At 57.7% G+C, this 25,013-nt stretch carries 21 protein-coding genes; 11 read left to right on the top strand and 10 right to left on the bottom strand.

Going from position 1 to position 25,013, the window contains the following annotated elements:
* Positions 1-205: 205 nt before the first annotated feature.
* The 5 genes from ureG to H6F75_RS20935 form a co-directional block, all read right to left on the bottom strand.
* Positions 206-829: an urease accessory protein UreG gene (gene ureG, locus H6F75_RS20955; protein WP_190754393.1), complete on the bottom strand. Its 624-nt coding sequence runs from the start codon at positions 827-829 to the stop codon at positions 206-208.
* A gap of 135 nt (positions 830-964) precedes the next feature.
* Positions 965-2,257 carry a glutamyl-tRNA reductase gene (locus H6F75_RS20950; protein WP_190754392.1) on the bottom strand — a complete coding sequence of 431 codons (1,293 nt, stop codon included), beginning with the start codon at positions 2,255-2,257 and terminating at the stop codon, positions 965-967.
* 386 nt (positions 2,258-2,643) lie between these two features.
* Positions 2,644-3,681, bottom strand: coding sequence for a class II fructose-bisphosphatase (gene glpX, locus H6F75_RS20945; protein WP_190754391.1), 1,038 nt, complete (start codon positions 3,679-3,681; stop codon positions 2,644-2,646).
* A gap of 251 nt (positions 3,682-3,932) precedes the next feature.
* Entirely contained in the window at positions 3,933-4,970 is a 1,038-nt protein-coding gene (locus tag H6F75_RS20940) for an S-layer homology domain-containing protein (protein WP_190754390.1), read from the bottom strand.
* Between the two features lie 30 nt (positions 4,971-5,000).
* Positions 5,001-7,478 carry an ATP-dependent Clp protease ATP-binding subunit gene (locus H6F75_RS20935; protein WP_190754389.1) on the bottom strand — a complete coding sequence of 826 codons (2,478 nt, stop codon included), beginning with the start codon at positions 7,476-7,478 and terminating at the stop codon, positions 5,001-5,003.
* 503 nt (positions 7,479-7,981) lie between these two features.
* Between H6F75_RS20935 and H6F75_RS20930 the strand changes: the two genes are divergently transcribed.
* The 7 genes from H6F75_RS20930 (at position 7,982) to H6F75_RS20900 (ending at position 13,164) form a co-directional block, all read left to right on the top strand.
* Positions 7,982-8,758, top strand: a complete 777-nt coding sequence (locus H6F75_RS20930; RefSeq protein ID WP_190754388.1) for a hypothetical protein — start codon at positions 7,982-7,984, stop codon at positions 8,756-8,758.
* Positions 8,759-9,091: 333 nt separating this feature from the next.
* Positions 9,092-10,117 (top strand): chlorophyll a/b binding light-harvesting protein, encoded by a 1,026-nt coding sequence (locus H6F75_RS20925; RefSeq protein WP_190754387.1) that lies wholly within the window; start codon positions 9,092-9,094, stop codon positions 10,115-10,117.
* Between the two features lie 102 nt (positions 10,118-10,219).
* Positions 10,220-10,732: a flavodoxin FldA gene (gene fldA, locus H6F75_RS20920; protein ID WP_190754386.1), complete on the top strand. Its 513-nt coding sequence runs from the start codon at positions 10,220-10,222 to the stop codon at positions 10,730-10,732.
* Between the two features lie 97 nt (positions 10,733-10,829).
* Positions 10,830-11,576: an alpha/beta fold hydrolase gene (locus H6F75_RS20915; RefSeq protein WP_190754385.1), complete on the top strand. Its 747-nt coding sequence runs from the start codon at positions 10,830-10,832 to the stop codon at positions 11,574-11,576.
* A 28-nt stretch (positions 11,577-11,604) separates the two neighbouring features.
* Positions 11,605-11,925 (top strand): hypothetical protein, encoded by a 321-nt coding sequence (locus H6F75_RS20910; RefSeq protein ID WP_190754384.1) that lies wholly within the window; start codon positions 11,605-11,607, stop codon positions 11,923-11,925.
* Between the two features lie 127 nt (positions 11,926-12,052).
* Complete coding sequence (locus H6F75_RS20905; protein ID WP_190754383.1) at positions 12,053-12,829, top strand: MinD/ParA family protein; 777 nt, start codon at positions 12,053-12,055, stop codon at positions 12,827-12,829.
* Positions 12,830-12,834: 5 nt separating this feature from the next.
* Positions 12,835-13,164: a hypothetical protein gene (locus H6F75_RS20900; RefSeq protein WP_190754382.1), complete on the top strand. Its 330-nt coding sequence runs from the start codon at positions 12,835-12,837 to the stop codon at positions 13,162-13,164.
* A gap of 79 nt (positions 13,165-13,243) precedes the next feature.
* On the opposite strand, the gene H6F75_RS20895 is transcribed toward H6F75_RS20900, so the two are convergent.
* Together H6F75_RS20895 and H6F75_RS20890 are read right to left on the bottom strand one after the other, a co-directional pair.
* Positions 13,244-14,869 carry a DUF3370 domain-containing protein gene (locus tag H6F75_RS20895; protein WP_190754381.1) on the bottom strand — a complete coding sequence of 542 codons (1,626 nt, stop codon included), beginning with the start codon at positions 14,867-14,869 and terminating at the stop codon, positions 13,244-13,246.
* A 278-nt stretch (positions 14,870-15,147) separates the two neighbouring features.
* Entirely contained in the window at positions 15,148-18,006 is a 2,859-nt protein-coding gene (locus tag H6F75_RS20890; RefSeq protein ID WP_190754380.1) for a zinc-dependent metalloprotease, read from the bottom strand.
* Between the two features lie 80 nt (positions 18,007-18,086).
* On the opposite strand from H6F75_RS20890, the gene purN reads away from it, so the two are divergent.
* The 3 genes from purN (at position 18,087) to H6F75_RS20875 (ending at position 20,879) form a co-directional block, all read left to right on the top strand.
* Entirely contained in the window at positions 18,087-18,737 is a 651-nt protein-coding gene (gene purN, locus H6F75_RS20885; RefSeq protein WP_190754379.1) for a phosphoribosylglycinamide formyltransferase, read from the top strand.
* 147 nt (positions 18,738-18,884) lie between these two features.
* Positions 18,885-19,718 (top strand): hypothetical protein, encoded by an 834-nt coding sequence (locus H6F75_RS20880; RefSeq protein WP_190754378.1) that lies wholly within the window; start codon positions 18,885-18,887, stop codon positions 19,716-19,718.
* On the top strand, positions 19,719-20,879 hold the full coding sequence (locus H6F75_RS20875) for a DUF1350 family protein (RefSeq protein ID WP_199304044.1): 1,161 nt from the start codon (positions 19,719-19,721) through the stop codon (positions 20,877-20,879). It abuts the gene before it with no gap.
* Here H6F75_RS20875 and H6F75_RS20870 read toward each other — a convergent pair.
* Both H6F75_RS20870 and leuC read right to left on the bottom strand, forming a co-directional pair.
* Positions 20,797-21,483: a Crp/Fnr family transcriptional regulator gene (locus tag H6F75_RS20870; protein ID WP_347710687.1), complete on the bottom strand. Its 687-nt coding sequence runs from the start codon at positions 21,481-21,483 to the stop codon at positions 20,797-20,799. The two genes, H6F75_RS20875 and H6F75_RS20870, sit on opposite strands and share 83 nt — an antisense overlap.
* A gap of 293 nt (positions 21,484-21,776) precedes the next feature.
* Positions 21,777-23,189: a 3-isopropylmalate dehydratase large subunit gene (leuC, locus tag H6F75_RS20865; RefSeq protein ID WP_190754377.1), complete on the bottom strand. Its 1,413-nt coding sequence runs from the start codon at positions 23,187-23,189 to the stop codon at positions 21,777-21,779.
* 292 nt (positions 23,190-23,481) lie between these two features.
* Between leuC and H6F75_RS20860 the strand changes: the two genes are divergently transcribed.
* Positions 23,482-23,817 carry a hypothetical protein gene (locus H6F75_RS20860; protein ID WP_190754376.1) on the top strand — a complete coding sequence of 112 codons (336 nt, stop codon included), beginning with the start codon at positions 23,482-23,484 and terminating at the stop codon, positions 23,815-23,817.
* Positions 23,818-23,925: 108 nt separating this feature from the next.
* On the opposite strand, the gene mnmH is transcribed toward H6F75_RS20860, so the two are convergent.
* Entirely contained in the window at positions 23,926-24,999 is a 1,074-nt protein-coding gene (mnmH, locus tag H6F75_RS20855) for a tRNA 2-selenouridine(34) synthase MnmH (protein ID WP_190754375.1), read from the bottom strand.
* Between the last annotated feature and the right edge of the window lie 14 nt (positions 25,000-25,013).

The raw sequence follows: 25,013 nt of genomic DNA, 5'->3' as shown, positions 1-25,013 counted from the left end.
GAGTGGATATTAGGAGGTGTGATTGGCAGTAAATGTAGCCTATGGTACCAAAGGCCTCAACTTCTTTGTAACGTTTCTGAGATATGCAGGTTGGAGCGACCTCTTTCTAAAGACTGATTTTGGGCGATCGCCACAAATGTATCAGCACTAAGACCTCAGCCTGGCTCTGCCAAAACTCTGCACGACGCTCTCAAATCAGCTCTAGTCAAGGAACTAACGCTACGGGTTCAGCCGCTGCATGGTAGCTAATAAAATCGATGATGGTGGCTAAGCCCGCCTGGGTTTTGAGGTTGGTGAAGCCAAAGGGGCGATCGCCCCGCATCTTGAGAGCGTCTCGCTCCATGACCTCTAAGCTGGCACCCACCATTGGAGCCAGATCAATCTTGTTGATCACCAGAAAGTCAGATTTAGTGATTCCAGGCCCGCCCTTGCGGGGAATTTTGTCCCCGGCAGCCACATCGATAACGTAGAGGGTCAAGTCGACCAGTTCGGGGCTAAAGGTGCTGGCCAGGTTGTCGCCACCGCTTTCCACAAACACCAAATCGAGGGGATTGAAACGGGCTTCGAGATCTTCGATCGCCACTAGGTTCATTGAGGCGTCTTCGCGGATAGCGGTGTGAGGGCAGCCGCCGGTCTCAACCCCAACGATGCGGTCGGGGCTGAGAGCCTGACTGCGCACCAAGAACTGGGCGTCTTCCTGGGTATAGATGTCGTTAGTAACTACGGCAATGGAGTAGCGATCGCGCAGCGCCTTACATAAGCTATCTACCAGGGCCGTCTTGCCCGAGCCCACCGGACCTGCCACACCAACGCGAAAGGGAGTTGCCATGTATGCTCAAGCCAACATCAGGATGCTCGATATCTTACACTGCCTACTGAACGTTCCTATGGCAAGCAGAAGAACCCACGGTTCTAAAACCCTGGGTTCTAAGTGAACTAAGCTAGAAACCCGTTTTTAACGACGCTAGCTGTACTTTTCGTTAGAGGTGGTCTCAAGGTCGAACAGCACCTGAAGGGTCTGCATAGCGCGCTTGCGGGCCTCAATGTCGCGCTGGGCGCGCAGTTGCACCATCGGGTCGTGGAGAATCTTGTTGACAATGCCCCGAGTGAGGGCCTCAATCACCTCCTGATGCTTTTCGGCGAACTCACTGCCCAGGCGCGACAAAGCCTTCTCTAGCTCCTGCTCGCGAATGGTCTCGACCTTGCTGCGCAGGCTGCTGATCGTGCCCACAGTGTCGAGGGAACGCCACCAGTCCATAAAGCTCTCCACCTCCTGGTCGAGCAGCACCTGGGCCTCCATGGCCATGCGGCGACGGCTGGCCTGGTTTTGAGCCACTACCGCTTTGAGGTCGTCGACGTTAAAGGCGTGGACGTTGTCCAGCTCGTTGGCGTTGGTGTGAACGTTGAGGGGCACCGAGATGTCGAACACCATCAGGGTGCGATTGTCGACCAGCGGGGCCAGATTGTCGCGATCCAGAATTGGCTCGGTGGCCGAGGTGCAGGTAAACACTACATCACAGGCCTCAACCGTCTCCAGCATGGCAGCGAGGGTGCCGGTGCGAATGTTGGCATCGGGGAACTGCTTGGCCAGCTCGTTGGCGCGATCGATGGTGCGGTTGAGAATGGTGATGGTGCAGGAGGAGTCTTTAGAAACTAGGTGCTGTACCAGCAGACGAGCCATTTTACCCGCGCCCAGAATGCTGATGTGGCAGCTGTTCAAGTGGGGCACCTTCATGCGGGCCAGTTCTACAGCGGCAGAGCTGATGGAGACGGCCCCAGTACCGATGCTGGTCTCGCTGCGCACACGCTTACCGGCCGTGAGGGACTGTTTCAGTAGGCGGTCTAGCACCCGGCCAATACTCTTGTGCTGCTGGGCTAGCTGGTGAGCATGCTTCACCTGGGCAAGGATTTGCCCTTCGCCCAGCACCAGGCTGTCGAGGCCCGCGGCCACCCGCATTAAGTGGTTGACGGCATCTTGGTGCAGCAGGATGAACAGATGCTGGCGCAGCTCGTGGAGGGGCAGGCCGCTGTGCTCGGAGAGAAACTGAGTTACTTCACGAATGCCCTGCTCGGTTTCCTCGGTCACGATGTGAATTTCGAGACGGTTGCAGGTGCTGAGGATGGAGACTTCGTCGATGTGGGGACAATGGGTGAGATGGGCGATCGCGTCACCTGTCTGAGCCGTCGGAATGCTAAGTTTTTCGCGAATTTGCACCGGGGCGGTTTTGTGGCTCAGGCCAATTACGGCGATATTCATTCTTCCTCCACGCGTTTAGTAGTCACCTAATTTTATGGTGTTGACAGATCCTTCGGGGGAGCTTGGTCGCCTATAAATGGTCGCCCAAAGGTTGCTGCATACACAATTGCCAATATGTTTGAACTTAGAGATAAACAGGGCCCGACTCAAGGAAACTCAACAAAAGTCCATCAAAAACTGTGAACAAGGCCTAAAAAAAGAGATGCGAGGATCCCGCATCTCTAGGCTAACGAATTTAACCCGTACTCCAGGACGTTTTTTGCGCCCGTCGGTGTTTATTTGCCAGGGTAGAACCCCCCAGAGCCATGCTGTCTAAGGCAGCGTCTTTACCCTCCTCAAAGGAGGTAGGGGGGATCAAATCGAGCATTCGCTAGGTCTAAGAGCGCCTAGTGAAGTTGGAGAGCCTTGGGCTGGTCAACCATGTGGATGGTGTCCACAAAGCGAGCGGTCTTAGACTGGCTAGAGATTACCAGCGACTGGGTTCGCACGCCGCCGTGGAAGAAGCGCACCCCTTCCATCAACTCGCCGGGGGTGATGCCGGTAGCAGCAAACAGCACGGTTTCGCCCGAAGCTAGCTCGTGAGCGTCGTAGACCTTATCAATGTCGGTGATGCCCATTTCGTTAAGGCGAGCGATGTTGGCTTCCTTGCTTTCGCCAATCAGGCCGGTTTTAACCACGGCGGGGTCGTAGATCAGCTGACCTTGGAAGTGGCCACCCAGGCAGCGCATGGCCGCAGCACTAATCACCCCTTCAGGAGCCGCACCGATGCCCATCAGCGCGTGGGTGTTGGTGCCGGAGAAGGCGCAGGAGATAGCCGCACCGACGTCGCCATCGGCAATTAGCTTGACGCGGGCGCCGGCATCGCGGATCTCTTTGATCAGGTCGTTGTGGCGATCGCGCTTCATTACCACGACCACCAGCTCATCAATACCGCGATCGAGGCACTCGCCCAAAATTTTCAGGTTTTCGGTGGCCGACTTGTTGATGTCAACCTTGCCCTTGGCCTGGGCCGGAGCCGCCAGCTTCTTCATGTAGAAATCGGGCGCAGCGAACAGACCACCCTTCTCAGAAATCGCTAGCACGGCCATAGAACCATTCTGGCCGTAGGCCACCAAGTTGGTCCCTTCGCAAGGGTCAACGGCAATGTCAATTTCGAGCAGTTCGTCGGGATTGCAGAAATCAGTCGCATTGGGCTGGGTGCAAATGCCCACTTCTTCACCGATGTAGAGCATCGGAGCATCGTCCCGCTCGCCCTCGCCGATCACAATGCGACCGCGCATGTGGATCTTGTTCATGCGCTCCCGCATGGCTTCTACCGCCACCTGGTCAGCAATGTTTTTTTCGCCTTTGCCCATCCAGCGAGCCGATGCGATCGCAGCCTGTTCGACAACCTCAATAATCTCAAGACCGAGGGTACTTTCCACGGGATCAATCCTCCAAACTGCCTATATTTAGTGGGTTTCGCGTTCCCCATCTCGATTTCCCAGTCTATCAGACGGTGGGATCAAGGCATAGAAATAATGTGGGGCGGAGGATGAAGGAGGTGTGAAGAGGGTAAGGGGTAGCGAGTAGCGGGTTTAGAAGCAGACTCAAGAGTCTGCCTCAAGCAACCTTGCTGGGTAACTGAGTAGTAACCCCTCACCCATCCACCCATCCACCCTTCACCCCTCACTCCCTACGGCACCGCATACTCCGACTCCACCGCCGGCAGCTCACCCTGCTGCACTAGAGCTTGGTGAATCATCGCGACAATCTCGGCACGAGTAGCCGCCTGGGCTGGCTTGAGCTGATCGCGGTTGGGGTAGTTCACTACTAGGGCGTTTTCGGCAGCGGCAGCTACCTTGGGCCGGGCCCAGGCAGGCAGCGGATTGAGGTCAACAAAGGCTTGCAGCGTTTGGTCTGGAGTGGACGAGTCGGTCAGGCCCAGTCCTGAGGCGAGAGAGACTAGCACCTCGTAGCGGGGCACGGCCTGGTCGGGGCGAAAGTCGCCTTCGGGGTAGCCGTTCATAAAGCCCTGGGAGACGGCGCTGTCGATCGCTGGAGCAGCCCAGTAGTTGCTGGGCACGTCAACAAAGGCACGCACCGAGCCCTCCCGAGGGACATCGCCAAAAGCTTGATTGAGGAAAGCCGCTAGCTCAGCCCGGGTTAGGGGTTGATCGGGCTGAAAGCTGCTCTCAGGAAAGTCGGGCAGATATCCGGCATCAAACATGGGTTTGATGAAGGGATAGGCCCAGTGGGTAGTTGGTACGTCAGCAATATCAATGGGTTGAGTGGACTCGATGACCCCGGTTGAGGGGTCGTTCGGCGCCTCATCAGGATTAACCGGCAACACGACACCGGATGGGGCTTCCCTAGGAACTACCGAAGAGCGCCGATCTTCTAGGTCAGAACTCGGCTCAGCAGGGATCTCCTGCTGAGGGCGATCGCCCCGTTCAAAGGTGCGTGGTTCAAAATCTTCCTCCGTCCCCTCCGGTTCTACCTGGGTAAGGGAAGACGGCTCCTCGACCCGACGCGACAGCAGCTCCGGGTCAGCCAATGGCCCCTGGCCGCGGGTCAGGCCCCACCACAGGATGGAGCCTATACCCAAGAAGGCCAGCACTACCGCCAACAGCTCGTCAGGCTCAAGGGTGCGACGCGCTCGGGGCGCGGTTTCGCTAACAACGCGACGACTAGCGTCAGACGGGTTAGGCGGGTCGGGAGGGAGATTCACCATGGTTCGGCAAGCTGGCAGCAACGTCCAGGGTTATCCTACCAGAGCCGGCTCTCGCTGGGGGGTAACAATGGGGTTACCAGCCTCGTCAATGTCGAGGTGGGCGCGATCGCCCTCCTCCAGAGTGCCAGACAAAATAGCCTCAGCTAGGGTGTCTTCTACCAGACGAGCGATCGCCCGACGCATGGGGCGTGCCCCATAGCGCTGGTCATAGCCCTCGCCCGCCAGCCGCGTCCGAAAGGCGTCGGACAAGGTGACCGCCATTTGGCGATCGGCAATGCGTTGATTGACCTGGTCGAGCATCAGATCAGCAATCTGGTTGACCTCGTCGCGGGTGAGCTGACGGAAGACGATGATTTCATCGATCCGGTTCAGCATTTCCGGACGGAAGTACTGCTTCATCTCTTCGTTGACCAGGTTGCGGATGTTGTTGTACTGGCTGGTGGCCGCATCGGTGGTGGCAAAGTCAAAGCCCAGACCAGCACCGCCCTTCTCAATCACCTGAGAACCGATGTTTGAGGTCATGATGATCAGGGTGTTCTTAAAGCTCACCACCCGCCCCTTGGCGTCGGTCAGTCGCCCGTCGTCAAGCACCTGCAAGAGTACGTTAAAGACCTCGGGGTGAGCCTTCTCGATCTCATCCATCAGGATGACGCTGTAGGGCTGGCGACGCACCGCTTCGGTGAGCTGACCGCCTTCGTCGTAGCCCACAAAGCCCGGCGGCGAGCCAATCAGCTTCGACACCGTGTGGCTCTCCATAAACTCGGACATGTCGAGGCGAATCATTGCCTCTTCGGAGCCAAACAGCGCCACGGCCAGAGCCTTGGACAGCTCAGTTTTACCCACCCCTGTAGGGCCAGAGAACACCAAGCTGGCAATGGGGCGATCGCCGCTGGCCAAGCCCGAACGCGCCCGACGAATTGCTTTAGCGGCAGCGACTACGGCTTCGTTCTGACCAATCACCCGCTCGTGGAGCACATCTTCAAGGTGCAGCAGACGCACGGCCTCGGTTTCGGTCATCCGGTTCACCGGAATGCCTGTCCAAGCGGCCACGATGTCGGCAATGTTGTCTTCATCAACATTGGGCAGGGCTGGTGAACTGTCGGTCACCGCCTCGCCGTACTCGGGAATGTCGGCCTGAAGCTGCTGAATCAGCGCCTGCCGCTGCTCTCGCAGGGTTTTGGCCTTGGGGAACTCTTGCAGCTGAATGGCTTCATCTAGCTCTTTATTGACCTGGCGCAGCTGCTGCTTGAGTTCCTTGGAGGGATACTTGGGCATGAACCGCAGCTTCACCTGGGAACCCGCTTCATCAATTAGGTCAATGGCTTTGTCGGGCAGGTGGCGATCGCTGATATAGCGATCCGACAGCTTGGCGGCCGCCTCTAGCGCCGCATCGGTAAAGTTCACCTGGTGGAACTGCTCATAGCGACTGCGCACCCCCTGGAGAATCTCAATGGTCTCGCTCACCGAGGGCGGGCTCACGGTAACGGGCTGAAAGCGGCGCTCTAGGGCAGCATCGCGCTCAATGTGTTTGCGGAACTCATCGAGGGTGGTGGCTCCAATGCACTGCATCTCGCCTCGTGCCAAGGCGGGCTTGAGCATGTTGGCGGCGTCGAGCCCGCCTTCGAGGGAACCAGCCCCAATTAGGGTGTGAATTTCGTCAATTACCAGCACCACATCGGGGTCTTCGCGCACCTCCTGCACGAGCTGAGTGAGGCGCTCTTCAAAATCACCTCGAAAGCGGGTGCCCGAGACCAGGGAGCCCATGTCGAGGCTGATGACGCGCTTAGTAATCAGCGCTTCGGGCACGTCTTGGTTGACAATGCGCTGGGCTAGGCCCTCGGCGATCGCCGTTTTGCCTACCCCTGGCTCACCCACCAAAATGGGATTGTTTTTGGTGCGACGACCAAGAATTTGCACGACGCGCTCAATTTCCTTGGCGCGGCCCACTACAGGGTCAATTTTGCCGGCGGCAGCTAGGGCCGTCAGGTCATGGCCGAACTCGGCGAGAATTTTGCCGGGCTTGCGGGAGCTGTCGCGATCGCTCTCGCGACGGCTGCCAGCGGGCATGGCGGCTACTTCACCGATATCTTGAATGATGCGGGTGCGCACCTTAGCCGGGTCAACCCCAAGGTTGGTCAGTACCCGATAGGCGACGCTCTCCGTGTTCTGGCAAAGGCTGAGCAGCAAATGTTCGGGCTCAATGTAGGGTGAGTCCATCTTGCGGGCCTCTTGAAAGGCCTGCTCAAACACCTGCTTCACCTTGGGCGTGAAGGGAATTTCGGGCGGTACGCTGCCGCTGCCGCGGCCAATGATGGCCTCGACTTCGGCGCGGGCATCGTTGATGTTGACGCCAAACTCGCCCAGCACTTTAGCCGATAGAGTCGATTCTTCTTTAATCAGGCCCAGCAGCAGTTGCTCGGTGCCGACAAAGTTGTGGCGCAGCCGACGGGCCTCTTCCTGGGCCTTCATGATGACGGCGATCGCGGTATTAGTAAAATGTTCAAACATGGCAGTTAAGTCAGTACCAATGGCGTGAGGAGTGACAGAGAGCCGAAATTGACTGAGCAAGAACGGGCTGCGACTGTGGCGATGTTGGGGCCATGGACCCCCAAAGCATGAATATATGGGCCTACTGAGTTAGTAATACTTTACGTAGATGCACGCATACTCCGCAGTGAGGAGAACCGTAGGAAACGGGTCGGGTTTAGCGTTTGTCCGCTAGCTCGGCTTTAAGAATGCATGAACCACCAGCAGCAAAAATCACAGACAATAGTTTTTCCTTAGAGATTATTTACATTACTTAATCTTATCTTATAGCCTAGGGCCTAGTTCGGCAAATTGCTGGGGTCAACCAGCAAAATGACGCAACCGCTTTAAAAAAATCGCTCTATCATTGCAGAACCGTTGCGGAACAAACCTGTTAACGGCTAAGCGTTCTAGCGATTTTCGATCCCAATCTTAGATCTCGCTTTAGTATTAGTACATAAGAACTATATCTCCCTGGGCCGACCGTGACCGTTGCCATAGAACTTGCCAATGCAGAAGACCTTCGAACCGCGCTAGGGCGCTGGTTGGAAGACTATGGCCACAGCGTTTATCGGCAGGTACCCTGCCCCGAGGAGGGGGTCGTAGACCTGCTCACACCGGCCTACGCTATCTATTGCCCCCCGACCCTCACACCAGCCGACCTGTGGGCGACAGTTGACAAAATTCAGCTCCACCAGCCGCATTTCCCTGACCAGCGATCGGTGATTGCTGGACTCACGCCCGAGGAGGACTGGGAGTCTGCCCAGGCCATTGCTGAGCAAATTCAGCCCAAGGGCATTGAGATTTGGTTCCTCGATCAAATGCCTCAGTTTGTGGATTACTACCGGCAGCTCAACGCCGAGCCGCTGCCCCAGCCTTCAGGGCGATTGACTCGGCGCAACCCACTGGCTGGCTGCTTAATTTCCCTGGGCATGGCGGTCATTTTGAGCGCTAGCTTTTGGCTGGCCTACCGCATCTTGGATCGCTACCAGCTCCGAACGGCTACTAGTAGCCGAGAAAACCGCCTGTGGGAACAGCTGCACAGCTCCGTAGAAGTCTGGGATATGGACACAACATTGATCCATCTAGAGCGTCTGCAAGCCAGCCGCAGCCCCTGTGCTTCACAGTTTGCCGAACGATTTGAGGCTAGTTTGAGGCAGCAGGGGGCCGAAGGATTTAGAGACATTAACCCAATTAAGCGGGCCCTCAACCTTCAGAATGACTGTCGCTTAGAGATTCGGGAATACGACTTTTCTAAATAGCTAGTCTCGATAGTGAGAGTAGGAGGCGATCGCCCCTGTCTTGGTCTTTGTGAACGGGACGGGGGCGATCGCTTCAGCTAGCCCTGTTGAAACCATAAGTCAATAGCTGCTTCCTTTCTGGCCGTCACAGCCTGCTTAGGGACTTGGATAAACCACGAAAACATCCTGTACCGCTTGTTGCACTGCGCCCTAGGACGTAGGGCCCTGTGCGGATGCAACAAAACTTAACCTCCACCTATTGAGAATGATTCCGATCTGTGGTCAAATCTCCTTATTGAGTTTTCTTCTCAATAAGTGCGTGCTGATTCTGACTTTAGTAAGGATTCATTAGCTATGCAAACCTATGGCAACCCCGAAGTGAGCTACGACTGGTGGGCCGGTAATGCCCGCTTTGCCAACCTGTCGGGATTCTTTATTGCGGCCCATGTGGGCCAGGTAGCGCTCATTGCCCTGTGGGCTGGAGCCTTCACCCTGTTCGAGCTGTCCTGGTTTGACCCGACTGTGCCGATGGGTGAGCAGGGGCTAATTTTGCTGCCCCACCTGGCCACCCTCGGCCTAGGCGTTGGCGATGGTGGTGACGTTATTGATGTCTATCCCTACTTTGTGGTGGGGGCAGTTCACCTAATTGCCTCGGCAGTATTAGGGGCCGGGGCACTGTTTCACACCTTCAAAGCCCCTGCAAATTTGAAGGAAACCAAGGGGCAGGCCCGCAGGTTTCACTTCGAGTGGGATGACCCGGCTCAGCTAGGGCTGATTTTAGGCCACCACCTGCTGTTTCTAGGGGCTGGGGCGCTACTGCTCGTGGCCAAAGCCACCACCTGGGGCGGTCTCTACGACGCCACGACTCAGACCGTGCGGCTGGTACAGCCGACCCTCGACCCGCTGGTGATCTACGGTTATCAAACCCACTTTGCCAGCGTGAACAATCTCGAGGATCTGGTGGGCGGCCACCTATTTGTCGGAGTGCTGCTGATTGCTGGAGGCATCTGGCACATTCTGGTGCCGCCACTGAAGTGGGCTAAGAACGTGCTGCTGTTTTCGGGTGAAGCAATTTTGTCCTACTCCCTGGGCGGCATTGCCCTGGCAGGGTTTGTGGCGGCCTACTTCTGCGCGGTGAACACCCTGGCCTACCCGGTAGAGTTCTATGGCCCGCCCTTGGCCGTCAAGCTCGGCATTATGCCCTACTTCGTCGACACTGTGGTGCTACCGCTGAATGCCCACACCTCGCGCTGCTGGTTAGCCAATGCCCACTTTATTTTGGCGTTCTTCTGCTTGCAGGGCCACTTGTGGCATGCCCTGCGCGCCATTGGGTTCGACTTTCGCCGAGTAGAAAAGGCTCTGAGCACCGTCGAATCGTAGCGTTGGGTTAACTTCTCCTCTCTTGGGGGGCACATAGGGCTCCAACATCCTGCCCCCCTTTCCTCATGTCGCTACTCACATTAAACCAGGACAGGATTTTCCATGACTAAAATTGGCCTATTTTTTGGCACCCAGACCGGCAATACCGAAACCCTAGCAAAGGCAATTCAGACTGAGTTTGGGGGTGAAAGCGTGGTCACCCTGCACGACATTGCCGACGCCAGCCCCGACGACTTTGCTGACTATAGCTGCATTGTCATTGGCTGTCCCACCTGGAATATTGGCGAACTGCAATCGGATTGGGAAGGCTTCTACGACGAACTCGATGCCATCGATTTTAGCGGCAAGCAGGTGGCTTACTTTGGCGCTGGTGATCAGGTGGGCTATGCCGACAATTTTCAGGATGCCATGGGCATTTTGGCTGAGAAAATCACCGCATTGGGGGCTGCTACCGTGGGCCATTGGCCTACTGATGGCTATGACTTTAACGAGTCTAAGGCCGTTCAAGATGGCAAATTTGTGGGTCTGGCGATCGATGAAGACAATCAGGCCGAGCTGACCAGCGATCGCATCAAAACCTGGGTCACCCAGCTAAAGTCAGCCTTTGGCGTCTAGCCTGCCTTTTCGGCTGTAGGGCATCGCTGGCCCATTGCTCAAGGTGCACCTCCTACTCCCTGCCTGCTTCAAACATTGTTCAGAAATTGTGTATCCAATGACTGTATCCACCTGCCCCGATGCCCTGTGGCTCAACGTCAGTCCCAGCTTTGAGCGATTTGACCAAAAGTTGCTGGGCTGCCTAACCCGCCATGTTGAAGTTGCCCAGTGGGCCTACCGACAAACCCCCGATGAGCCCAGCTCCCTCGATATTGCTGTCACCCTACTGCACGATTACCTCAAAGGTCATAATCGGCCGGTGCACTTGATGGGTCATGGCCTAGGCGGGCTGGTGGGGCTGCTCTACAGCCGCCAAAATCCCCATCGGGTCAAGTCGCTGACGCTACTCTCGGTGGGGGTTAACCCCATGGTCGATTGGCAAGCCCACTACTACGCTCAACTCGAACAATTGCCCTGCAAGCGGCGGCAGGTGCTCACCCAAATGGTCTTTAGCCTATTTGGGCACCAATCACGGCCTTTGTTACGTGGCTGGATCAACCTGTTAGAGCAGGATTTGCTGCACTCGGTATCGCCCCACTCGCTGCTAAAGCGGGCTAGCCTCTGTCCCGGCAGCGTAGCGGTGCCCCTACTCGTCTGCGGTGGCGAATCAGATTCTATCGTTGACCCCACCCAAATTCAGGGATGGCAGCCCTGGCTTAAGGGGAGCGATCGCATAGCTTCATTTCCGGGCCGCCATTTTTTCCATGCGGTGCATCCCCATCCCGTAGCCAGCCAGATTTTGAGCTTTTGGGGAACGACGGAAAACTTGCTAGTCGCACCTCAGAGTCTCAGAACAGTTCCCTAATCTCTGCCACTGCTTTTAGCGAGGTTCTATGCTTTCTGCCGACGTTTTGCTGGCGATCGTAGTGCCCCTTGGCATCTGGTTTATGGTGCTGGTCTTTGTGCTGGCGATTTTGCTGGCCGTTAGCGATGGTGTGCAACGGCTGCGGCGCTTACACCAAGTACCTTGTTTCCGCTGCCAGTACTACACCAATAGTCCATACCTCAAATGCCCTGTCCGGCCCCTCGATGCTGGTTCAGAGGCTGCCCTCTGTTGCACCGACTATCAACCAGCAGCTTGTACACCGACCCTGCCACTCTCTAAAACTTGGCTTGCAACGTTTCCCTCGCGCTTGATTTTTTTTCCAAAGTAGGTGTGACTGCTTTCAGCGCGTTAGTCTCGCAGCAATTATTCCAATACTAAGCTCAGTTCTGTCGGCCTCCAAAACTGGGCAGTCTGCAGCAAAACTTTTATTGTTTATCCGGCGGGGGCAGACGTCTATGGCGCAGGTTATTTCGATTCACTCCTTTCGCGGCGGCACAGGCAAATCGAACCTGACGGCTAACATTGCTACAGCGGTAGCTAGCCAGGGCAAGCGCGTCGCCATTGTCGACACCGATATTCAGTCCCCTGGCATTCACGTCCTCTTTGGGCTGGACGACGAAGACTTTACCCATTCCCTCAATGACTACCTATGGGATAAGTGCAGCGCCAAAGATGCGGCCTACGATGTAACGGCTCTGGCTACTGCCAACGGGACCCTCGCCGATATCAGCGGTGCTGTTTACCTGATGCCCTCTAGCCTCAAGGCTGGCGAAATTGCCAAGATTTTGCGGGAGGGCTACGACGTAGGGCTGCTCAACGACTGCTTTCACGACCTGATTAATAAGCTCGGCCTCGACTACCTATTCATCGATACCCACCCAGGCCTCAACGAAGAAACTCTGCTCTCCATCGCCATTTCTGACCGGATGGTGATCATCTTGCGCCCTGATCGCCAAGACTTCTTGGGCACCGCCGTCACCCTTGAAGTGGCCCAAAAGCTTGACGTGCCCAACATTACCCTACTAATCAATAAGGCCCCCGATATTTACCCTCGCGAAGCCCTAATTGGCAAGGTGCAGGCCCAATACGGTGTACCGGTAGCCGGACTGTTTTACGAAAACGATGAAATGTTACAGTTGGCCAGCGGCGGCATTTTTTGGCTACATCACCCCGACCATGCCTTCAGCCAGGAGGTACATGCCGTAGCCCGCCAACTCATTGCTGCGGAGTAGCCTCCATGACTAGCCCCGCCGAGGGGGAGGCTCTCCACCCCCAACTCCGGCCCGTCGCTGCGGCTGGGCCTAAGACCATGACCGACCTGCTGACTTTAGCCGAGCCAGAGCGCACTCTATTAAATTGGCTTTTGCGTCAGAGAGGTGCATCCCTGGCCGATATCATGGCCCATACCCAGGCAGAGCCTGCCGCCATCCAAGGCATGCTGAACAATCTCACGGCTGCGGGTTTTTTAATCCTCCACGACGATGCTGACCCCGCCGTGTTTAAACCCAATCTGGTTTCACGCCAGCCTCGCACTATGCCTGAAGAGCTGTGGAAGTCCGTTGAGTAAGCCCAAGCCAGGGCAGTGCTCTAACTGACCTGCCGCCGTTGGCCCCTACAAGAAGCCTGAAAAGAACGCGGCTTGAATTTTAGAGATCGCGGCTGAGGGCAGGGGTAGCAGGAGCCTCAATGGTCTCCGCCTCAAACACTGCGGGCACGCCGTCATTGAGTACTGTGAGCACCTGGGGTGGAGTAGCATCGGGAGGATAGACCAGATCGACCTCGAGGTCTTGGCGGGCTTCGGCGGGAATATTGAGCTTTAGCAGAGCTTCAGCCTCCTGCCCTCGACGCTGGACTAGGTGAACGTAGTGGGTGCGCTCTAGCCCCATCTGATTTTTAAACTTGAGCCGCACAGTCCCCCGAAAGAATACTCGGTCTTCGGGAGGACGACGAAAGCGTAGCCCTTGAACCAGCTCCTCGTCGCGCATAGGGGTTTGGAACTTGAGGGTAATGGCCTGCTCGACGCCCCGATTGTTATAGAAGGGAAGTTTGAGGCTGTAGCGCACGCCGTAGTTGCCGTGGGCACGGTAAGCAGTATCGGGGTAGCGAGCCACCATGGGAGCGCTCTGAATTTGTCCGGTGCCAAAGGTGTTGCGATCGACGGAGCTAATCACGTAGGAGAAGGCATTGCCAGGTGCCGGAATTGTCAACACATCGGTGTCGGGGGAGTCAGTGAGAGTGGCTTTCCAGCTAGCACCCTTGGCGACCCCGGCCACTCGACCGTAGTAAAACCGCCCAAACCGATAGGTTGAGGGGTCAGAGGGGGGAATATCGCGGGGGCCAGCCAGGTTGCCCTGCTTCAGCACCTGAAGCCAGTCTTGCAGGGTGGGCACGCGCTCGTTGCCGTTGGGCATCACGTCGGCATAGCGGGCCAGGCTGGCCACATGCACAGGGCCGCTGCTGGAGAGATACATCATTGACGTGCGACCATTGCTAGGAATGGGGCGCGGGGCTAGGGGACGCGGCAGTGCGGCGGTGTCGCCGCCGGTTTCAGGGTTGATTTGAGCATCGGCGGCAGTCAGGGTAATAGGGCGTATGGGCGGCTTGGGAATGACGCCACCCTGGGGATAGCTGCCGTTGACTGGGACGGTGAGCGATCGCAGCGGAATGGGGGTGTTCATCAGCAGTTGCACATGGCCCGGTGGCACCGTGATGCGATCGGGCCAGTGGGACTGGTTAGCGCCGCGCAAAATGTCGGTGGTGGTGCGACTGCCGGGGCCAGCATAGACACTGCCGTTCGAGCTGAGCCGGGCATCGGGCAGGTTGATGAAGGGGGCCTCTTGGCTGAGGTAGCTGACTCCCTGGTGGATGGTGATATCGATCGGCTCGTCGCCGGGGTTGTACACCACAACGCCCATGAATAGGGTGCGGCGATCGTCAGCATTTACCCCCCGGGCGATGTGGTGGGCAAAGAGATCGAAGCGGCCGTTAAAGGCATAGTTGAGGTGCGCATCGGGGGATGCCATGCCGTCCTTGGGAAAGGTGGACAGCAGAATGCCGTTCTGCTGCACGACTTCGGGGCTGTTGCTGTTAAACACAGGGGTTTCGTCCAGGCTGCCGGGGAGGGGGCGCACTTCCTGGTAACGAATAACCTCGGCGTAGCTGCCATCGCGCGGAATGACAACGGTTTTAGCCTCGGGGGCTGGGGTAGTTTCACCCGGCGGTAGTTGAGCAAACAGCGGGGAAAGAGTGAAAGCGACTAACGCACTCAGCATGGATAACCCGTGGAACGACCAAAATACTAGTGAATTCAGTGTGCCCAGGTAAAACAAGCCTGAAGCAGTAGACGGCGACCCTGGCAATGGTCAACATTGGTTAGGGTGGAGGGCGGTGTAACCAGCGTTGAAGTTGCCGGAAGCGTAAGCAAATGACAACGATCTAGAGGCAACGGTGACAGTGACTAGATTGACCCGATCAACAATAGCACCTTGGGGGACGGGGTATTTAGCCATGTTTTCGGGAAAATCATTGAATCTTTATAGATCGGATTTGGTTATTGGCCACGTAAGGGGGCGTCTAACACCTTAACGATGCGATCGCTCACATCTTCGAGGTAGGCCAGGGTCGCCAGGTCGAGCTGCTGACCCTGGCGGTCGAGGTGATGGGCGATCGCCTCCTGAAGCTGCCGCAGCTGGTAGCGGGCTAGCACTCGAGCTTCTTCAGGGGCACCAAAGGTGGCCTCCTGGGCGACAAAGCCCAGAAAGTCGGTGACGCCCTCGCCGGAGCCGTGGTTGCGCAGCACTAGGCTGGTGAGGGTGTTGAGGTGGTGACGCTGGAGCCCCTGCCGCAGGCTAGAAATGGGCGTTGCCTCAGCGGGTGGATTTAGCACTTCGGCCCAAACCGCCTGGTTTAAGGTGTCAAACAGCTCAGCCAGGGTAAAGGGATCTGGCTCTGTCTGTTTAAATTCGCTGTCGCGCAGGCGCAGCAGCCGCTCGCCCTCCAGCAGATTGCTGAGGGAAAAGCCCTGGGTCGATACGATGCGATCGTAAATCGGGTAGTCGAGGCGATCGCTAAACGGATCTTCTCCCCAGTGCCACCAGCGATCGGGAGCCAGGCGGTTGACCAACTCAGGCGACAGGCTGAGGGCGTTGGGGGCAAAGACCTGCTGGCTAAGGGTGGTCAGGGCACGCCGCTGCTCCGCCGCCGCCACGGGCTCGAACGGGGATTGCCCCCGCGAACTCCAGGGGTCAGTGCGGGCAAAGCGCTGGCCGCCGATGTAGTTGGCCATGGTATCGGCCTGGCTGCCGTAGTAGAAAAACACCAAATCCACTCGCTGGCGCAGCTGGCCGTAGCCCTCGCCCGGGTTCACCGAAAACCAGTCGAGGCGATCCCAAATGGCTTTGGCGATCGCTAGCTGCCCCTCAGCGTAGCCCAAAGGGTCATTGCTCATATCCCAGGCGTTGGCCTTGGGGTCGACCATGGTGTAGGCATCTTCGTCGGTGGCGTAGGCCAGAGCCGGGTCTGTCGCGCGATCGGCAATGGACTGAAGCTCGCGCTGGGCGGTCGCTCGGCTGGTGACCGGGCGATAGCCATACTCGATCGCCCAGCGATCGTAGGGGCCGAGCCGGGTCGGGAAGTAGTCACCCTGGGACTGGCCGATGGGGGCTAGGTTAGGAGGCAAATAGTCCATGACGGAGCTGGTCATGCCCTGGGCCTGGGTGATAGCCGGGTTGTTGAGGTCGGCGGGAGCTAGCAGAGTGCTGCCCAAGAAATTGTGCCGCAGCCCCAGCACGTGGCCCACTTCGTGGGCGGTCAGCGCTCGTAGAGCTTGCTCTAGGTAAGCTGCCTTGGCTTCACGGGTTGAAAACGGTGGCGCGAGGGTAGCGATCGCCAGGGGGCCAAAGGCGTTGGTCTGCGAGGCTCTTACCCCAGCGCAGTAGTGTAGGGTGTCGAGCTGGGGCGAGGTCGGGCGTTCAGTTGTCTGGGCAGCGAGTCGAGCGAGCAGGCGATCGCCCAGGGGGTGACCACAGAGCGCCATTTCGCCACTGGCAATTGGCGAAGCAATCCGTCCTGGAATCGCCCTCTGACCGGCGAACGTGTCGTACTCCAGAGCTAGGTCGCGCACAACGCTGGCGTCAAGGACAACGTCAGCATCGAGAATTTCGCCGGTCAGAGGGTTGACCCGTGAGGGCCCAAGCCCGCTAGCCCAAGGGTAGAGTGAGTCTGACCAGCGAATCACGTTGTAGCGCACATCGGCGGGGTCCCAATCGGCATCGGCGGGCATCTGGCGCACTTCGATTGCCTGGGTAAAGCCAGCCTGCTCGAAGGCGGCATTCCACCACTCGATGCCGTCGCGAATGGCCGCGCGATATTCCTCGGGTGTCGTGTTCTCAATCCAGAAGACCAGGGGCGTTTTGGGCGGCGAGAGGGCGGCGGTGGGGTCTTGTTTTTCTAACTGCCAGCGCTGAATGTAGCGGACGAAGGGGTCTGAACTACCGGGTCGGGTTGGGGCGCGGTAGGCGGTAATAAAATAACCTACCCGCTCGTCGGCCAGGCGGGGCTGAAAGGCAGGATGAGCGGGAATGGCTGACAGACTATAACGCACCCGCAGGTTAAACCCCCGACTGTCGGGAATGCTGCTGAGGGCCAGGGCAAAGGGGTTTGCACCGCTGCTGCCGCCTGAAAACCCTAGCACTGTCTCCAGCTCAACGTTTTCGGGAAAGGCTTTGACCGGCCCCAGATAGGAGGCATCAGCGTTGAGGGCGTAGCTGCCCAGCACCCAGGGAAACTGGTTGGCCAGATTGGCAGGATCGCGGGTGATAAGCCAGTCTTTCAGGTCAATGAGCAGTTCGCCGGTTTCGCCATCGATGGCCTGAATCGGTAGCGTTGTCAGCACCGAATCGCTGAAGGATTCTCGCAGCAGCTGCTGGGCCTGAGGCTGTGGATCGCGAAAAAACGCGTTGGGAATGGCCACCTGCAAGCGGTTGTCAGGAATCTGACGAAACTGAACCATAAAATCGTTGACGGGCCAGCCTCGAAACAGCCCGGCCTCGCCCACCCCCGATTCTAGGGTGGCGATAAACAGCAGATTTTGGTTGAGCTGGGTAGGCTTTAGCCCTAAAAAGGCTCGATTGCGCTGGAGATCGTGGTAGACCGTGAACAACCCTTGAGAAACGGTCAGTCCCTTGACTGTCTCCTCAAAAGACTTGAGGCTAGTGGGTTCTGACCCATCACTAGGAGCTGACTCATCGGCGGGTGGCTCGCTACCCTGGGCCGAAAAAACGCCAGGGGTCGGCCCAACCACTAAAGAACGTTGGGGAGTGGCCCCTTGACTGCTGGGGCTGAGGGAGAGGGTCACCGCGATCGCCAGGCCCAAAAGAAAGATCAGTCCCAGCCGCATGCTCTGCTTCACCAACCGCGCTCCTTCGCCCCTAAGATAGGGGGTTTTTATGTTGTCATATGATAGACCTCATTTCCCCGTTTCTCGACGCTATGCCAGATGCCTCCGCCCTGATTTCACCGCCGCTGCCTGACCCCTGGCCCCAGTTTGAGCAGCCTCTAAAATTGGGGGTGATGGCCTCAGGCAACGGCAGCAACCTGGAGGCGATCGCCCAGGCTATCGGTCGGGGCCAACTGCACGCTCAAATTCAGGTAGTGGTGTACAACAACCCCAAGGCTGGGGTGGCCGAGCGATCGGCGCGCCTTGGACTGGCCACCGTGCTGCTCAACCACCGCCAGTACTCCAGCCGCGAAGCCTTGGACAAAGATATTGTGGAAACGCTCCGCGCCCGCGACGCTGATTGGGTAATTATGGCGGGCTGGATGCGCTGCGTGACATCGGTATTAATTGACGCATTTCCCCAACGAGTGCTAAACATTCACCCCAGCCTGCTGCCCAGCTTTCCGGGGCTACATGCGGTAGAGCAGGCGCTGGCGGCAGGGGTCAAGGTGGCGGGCTGCACAGTTCACCATGTCGAGCTAGCGGTAGACAGCGGCCCGATCATTATGCAGGCGGTAGTGCCGGTACAGCCCGGCGATACCCCCGATATGCTCCAGTCCCGCGTTCAGCAGCAAGAGCACCGCATCTACCCAGCGGCGATCGCCTTGGCGGCCCTAGGATGCGAGGATCACGACCGGCCCTGATACCGCAGCCAAAAGTACCCGCTCGGGTGACGGCGACCCCAGAGCGTAAATTCCACAATGGGCTCAACCCCGACAGCCAGAAGCCTCCGCTTCCATTAACTAGTCAAGGCCGCTGGGGCAAGCCGTATTTTTTGGTGAAATCAAGCTATGGAAATTACTACCTTTGAGCTGCTGGTCAAGCGTATCGCCCCACCCCCAGCCGACCCCTCCGTGGCCCGCCGCGTGGTGCAGGGATATTTTCTGACCATTGCCAATCTAGAAGACCGCGACTTTACCTATCAGCTTGAGTTTCACGTCAGCCGCCCCAACCCCGTTGACCCCGATCGCACCTTGACTGGCAATGCTTTTGTAGCAATTGACATCGCTGGCGAAAACACCAAGCTGGCACTGACCGAGGTGATGCCCAGCCCAGTGACTCCGGTGTTTACCACCCGGTTTAGGCTGCCGGCAAAGCAGACCGCCTCGGTGCAACTGCTGCCTGACCTGACTCGGCCCGGCCTGCTCGATGAGGCCAACCCCGATGTTGAGATTCGCGGCTTTGTGCGCCTGCGCCTGCCCGCCCTGCGCCGGGGGGTGGTCCTCAGACCCCAGAGCGATCGCCCAGTCAAGGTGCTGCTCAACCCCGAGGTCCGCGGCACCTTTTTGCCCAACGACCTCACGGCTCGCGGCGGCGACTTTGACCAGATCAACTATCCGCTAGAACTCGCCAGCGGTAAGGGCCTCAATGAAGTAGAGCCCGATCGCGGCTTCTTCCCTATCGATCCCGTCATCGTGGCTGAGGTGGCTGGCGATCGCCCGGTGCTGCCCGACCTGATCAATCCCCCCATGATTGACCTATCGCTGCTCAGCCCCACGGCTCGGGCCGAGGTTTTGGCCGAAACCCTGGCTCAAGTAGACCCCAGCGCCGAAAACCTGAGCACCGTCAGTGACCTGCTCTCCAAGCTGGAAATTCCTATTCGCATGGAGCCGACCAACCGGTAGGTGCCACGTAATTCTAATGCCCTCAGCCCTGGTAGTGTCTACCTGCGGCTGAGGAACGCTATGGAAAACCGCCGTAACGCTGAGTATTTAATGAAACCTTTTACCTTTCAGCCGGTTTCCTTTAGCTGGGTGGCGCTGCATCCCCAGCCTAAAGGGATAATTCAGTTTATTGGTGGAGCATTTTTTGGCTCGTTGCCGACCCTGTGCTATCGCCACCTGCTGCGCGAGCTGTATGACGCTGGCTACACCGTGGTGGCCATGCCCTTCCGCTTCAGCTTTCGCCACTGGGGCATTGCCCTAAGCCTGCTAGAGGAGCAGCGACGACTGCAAACTTATCTACCGCAGCTTGCTGCCGAAGTTGGGTACGACACTGAGGTATATCACCAGAGCGATCGCTACGCCTGGCTGGGCCACAGCCTAGGCTGCAAATACATTGCCCTGCTGGAACTACTGTGCGGCGTTGAGCTAGACCCAATGGATACTACCCTCGATGAGGTGATCGGCATCAGGAATGCCCAGTGGCTGCGCGATCGCCTAGCGGCTTCCCCTAGCATCTGGAACCAGCCCACTCAGCTCTTAGCTCCCGACATTAGCGATACCACTAGCGCAGTACCGCTCAAATCATTGGCGCACCTGCTCGATAAGTTAGGCCTGGGAGTACGGCCCACCCGCCAACAAACCCTCGCTCTGATCGATCGCAGCCGCCTCTTTAATCTGACGGCCATGGTTTCCTTCACCCACGACACTGTAGCGGGAAGCATTCAAGACCCTTGCCCCGCCACCAGCGATGTCCTCTGGCTTTACCAGCATTTGCAAGCCAAACAGCTAATCCATGCCGAACTAGAAGGCAAACACCTCGAACCTCTGGGGGTAAAAGTTGGGCACTGGCTGGTAGATCTCAACCCGCTAGACAAATTTGCTAAGCCCCTGACCGACTGGGCGACCAGAAAAACCGTGCTGACGTTTTTTCACCAGCTCCAGCATCGCGAAACTGAGTCAGAGACAGTTCTAGAAGATCTGAAGCCAGCCCTAGCTGAAGTCAGAGCCTTAATCGGAACCAGGTCGGAACCAGGACTGTTCAGCGCTGAGCCATCGGGTTTAGCAGTTGATTTGCCGGAAACCGAGGGTCAAGCTGGAGCACGAGCTGGCGCTGGTCAATAGTCAGCCAGCCTTCGACTTTAAATTCTTTTAGCAGGCGAGTTACGGTGACGCGGGTGGTGCCGATGGCCGTGGCCAACTGGTGGTGCGTCAGCCGCATGGGAATGCGAATGCCGCTGGGCTCGACATGGCCAAAATCTTTGGCCAGCATCAGCAAAAAGTGCTTGAGGCGATCGGCTACCAGGCGCTTGCCCGAGAGCGCCAGCCAGGCCTCGGCCTGCTGCATTCTCAGGGTCAAATTGCGAAACATGCCTGCCATCAGTACCGATGAGCCCTCGATTTCAACCATGGGCAGCGACAGCACATCGGCATCGGTGAGGGCAGTAGCCCAGTAGGGGTCAACGGTGGTTAGGGGTAGGCCGATCGGCATCGATGGCCCAGCCAGGCCAAGCAGCGTTTCGCTGCCGTCGTGTTGAATGGTGAACAGCTGCACAATGCCTCGACAGATGATCAGCACCTCATCGTTGCGGAGGGGAATGGGTCGCCCTGCCGCAAAGGGGACGAGGGCCCGCTCGCGATAGAGCTGCTCTAGCAGTTGGATAAAGGTTTGATGGCTGCGGAAATCAATGGCGGCAGTGGGGGCAGTGGAGGTTGCGCTTGCAGACACGGGGGTACCTAGAGTTCGCCCGGGTAGGCCGTTAGCGAGGGTAAGAGGGTTAGAACAGCCCTAAGGGGCGATCGCAGTATCCCAAGGACCAATCATCCCAAATGGCTGGTCCTGGCCAACGCTATCAACCTGCCCAGCCCCATCTTCAGCGGCCTAAATTAAGGAATCCCCCAGACGAGGTTAAGTCCAGGGAAATAGTTTATTAACGTTTGTGATTTACCGCACTAACCAAGACGAATTTGGCTATCTGCAATACCTTGTAGCCGCTGTACCCCACTGAGATGAGGCTAGCTCTAGTGGGTGGGTAGGTAGTCGCGCACATCCGTCACTTGCCCAGCCAAAGCTGCCGCCGCTACCATCGCTGGGCTCATGAGCAAAGTGCGGCCCGAGGCCGACCCCTGACGACCCTTAAAGTTGCGGTTAGAGGATGAGGCGCTAATCTGTCGACCCTGGAGCTTGTCGGGGTTCATGGCCAGACACATCGAGCAGCCTGCTTCGCGCCACTCAAAGCCCGCAGCGGTGAATACTTGGTCTAGCCCTTCGGCTTCGGCCTGCTGCTTCACCCGCTCAGAACCAGGTACCACAAAGGCTTTTATTCCCTCGGCTACCGTTCGACCCTGGACTACTTTTGCCGCTTCCCTCAGGTCGCTGATGCGCCCGTTTGTGCAGCTGCCGATGAAGCACACGTCAATGGCGGTGCCCTTCAGGCTTTGGCCGGGGGTGAAATCCATATAGGCAAAGGCGTCTTGGGCCAGCACCTGCTCTTCGTCGGGCAGGCTGTCGGGCCAGGGCAAGGTTTCGTTGATGGCAATACCCTGGCCAGGAGTAATGCCCCAGGTCACGGTGGGGGCAATGTCGGCGGCGTCGAACACAGCCACATCGTCATACTCGGCGTTGGCGTCGCTGCGCAGGGTGTTCCACCAGGACACGGCCTCATCCCAAGCTTCACCCTTGGGGGCAAAGTCGCGCCCGTTTAAATAGTCGTAGGTGATTTGGTCCGGGTTGACGTAGCCGCAGCGCGCGCCCCCTTCGATCGCCATATTGCAGAGGGTCATGCGCTCTTCCATTGACATGGCCTCGATCGCACTGCCGGCAAACTCGTAGGCATAGCCCACGCCACCTTTCACCCCAAGCTTGCGAATAATGTGCAGCACCACATCTTTGGCGTACACCCCAGGCAGTAAGTCGCCATTGACCTCCACGCGGCGCACCTTGAGTTTGCCAAGGGCCAGGGTTTGGGAGGCCAGCACGTCGCGCACCTGGCTGGTGCCAATGCCGAAGGCGATCGCCCCAAAAGCCCCGTGGGTCGAGGTGTGGCTATCGCCGCAGGCAATGGTCATGCCGGGCTGGGTCAACCCCTGCTCGGGGGCAATCACATGCACAATGCCCTGACTGCCTGAGCCAATGTTGTAAAAGCGGATGCCGTGATCCTGACAGTTTTGATCGAGGGCCTGCATCATCGCCTCGGCCAGGGGGTCAGCGAAGGGGCGGGCCTGGCTTTCGGTGGGCACGATGTGGTCGACGGTGGCGACGGTGCGCTGGGGATACATCACCGTGAGCTGGCGTTCGCGCACCATGGCAAAGGCCTGGGGGCTGGTAACTTCATGCACCAGGTGCAGCCCAATAAACAGCTGAGTCTGCCCCGAGGGCAGGGTACCTACGGTGTGTAAATCCCAAACCTTGTCGAACAGCGTACCCTTACTCATGGCAGACCTGTGGGCGATATACGGTAAAGCAGTAGTGATGAAAACGATGGCGAATGCGTTGCCAGCTTTCTATCTTAGCCCAAAGCCTCTGCCCCAGACTTCAGCGAAATATTCCTGAAGACTGAGTTGACAACTGTATCCGGTGGGCCTTGTCGGCTCTTTATCGATTCTTTACGATTTGCTGGTAGGTTCCATCTTGGTGCAGCCCCAGCTTTTAGCAAAGCACAAAAAGCTTTAACCAGAGCTGGTCTACAACCAAAGGAACGGGTCCAATTCATTCAGGAGATATGTTATGGGTTTTCTAGGCAAATTGTTCGGTAAAAAAGAAGAAGAAAAGGCTAAGTCCTCCCCTAGAGTCAACGTGAAGCAAGCAGCGACTCAAGCCTCCATCGAACCCGCCAAGGTGGGCATCGATGGTCAGTTCGACGAGAGTGGTTTGGCCAAACGTGTAGCTCTGGCCCTCGACCAAGCCAATATCTCTGACACTGTTGGCCTCTGGGTGGCTCAAACCGGCTCCACTGTGGTGCTGAAGTACAACCCCGATGCTGAGGGTGTGCTAGAGCAAGCTAAGAAAATTGCCCGGGGCGTAGATGGCGCTACCAACGTCACCGCTGAACCCAACTCGTAGAGCTATCTTTAATAAAACCGTCAACCGTTACTGGTTTGACAATCAACGTCAGCGCCAGCGCTAACTCCTTGGCGCTGGCGTTTTTGGATGTCTAGGACGATGTTCAGCCTAGTGCTGGCTCAACGGGGTCGGTTGCAAACCCAGTTGCGGCAACTTTTCGGCTAGCAGCCGAGCGCTGGCGGCGGGAGACAAACCACTGATGTCAACCTGGGGAATAACCCGGCGACGGCGCTCTAGATCGTGGCGATAGGCGCGATCGTAGTAGTCCAGAATGATGGCGCAAGCAGCGCGCAGGTTCCCCGAGCGAATGTGCTGTACTGCGGCTTGGGCGCGATCGCCCCCCAACCGCTTCCGAATTCGCTCCGTCGCTTCTACCAAACTCTCCGGGGATGCTTCGCCATAAATCTCTACCAGCAGGTCAAGGCGTTCATCGAGCGATCGCACTACCTCTACCGCCGGAGCCGCATCCATCTGCACAAACAGCTCGTCGGGAATCCGGCAGGTGCCCACCCGGCGACTTTCGGCCTCTAGCCAAATAGGGCGTTGGCCCTTTGAAGCCAGTCCTTGACTATCGCTCGGAAATCTTGCCCACTGGTTCGCCAACAAGTTCTCGTAGTGCTCCACAGAGGGCTGGGGCGGCAGCAGTAGCGCTCCAAAGCTGCTGCCTCGGTGGTTTGCCAAACCTTCTAGATCCAATACTGACTCTCCCAAAGCCGCTAGCTCCTCAAGAATCAGCGTCTTGCCGCTGCCCGTCATCCCGCCCAAAATCACGGTTGGCTTGGGCGTCGCCAGGGTCTGCCGCACCCAGTGCCGATAGGCCTTATAGCCACCATCGAGGAGGTGAACGGCAAACCCCGCCATTTCCAAAATCCAGCCCATGCCGCCGCTGCGCATGCCCCCCCGCCAGCAGTGAATTCGCAGGTGGCGATCAGGGGCCAGCGCCTTGGCCACGCGCACAAATTCACCACATTTAGGGCCGGCGATGTCGAAGCCCAATTCTACCGCCGACTCTCGCCCCACCTGCTTGTAGCAGGTGCCCACCTGGGCGCGCTCTGCATCGGTGAACAAGGGAAAGCTGATCGCGCCAGGGATGTGCCCCTGCTGAAATTCCCCTGGGCTGCGCACGTCGAGAATCGGGCCAGAGCCTTGCAAAAAGTCATTGATATCTAAAGGCTTTGGCATGGGTAAGGCAGGTA

This window comes from Nodosilinea sp. FACHB-131 (genome assembly GCF_014695395.1).
GTDB lineage: Bacteria > Cyanobacteriota > Cyanobacteriia > Phormidesmidales > Phormidesmidaceae > Nodosilinea.
This window is presented reverse-complemented; position numbering and strand designations above follow the sequence as displayed.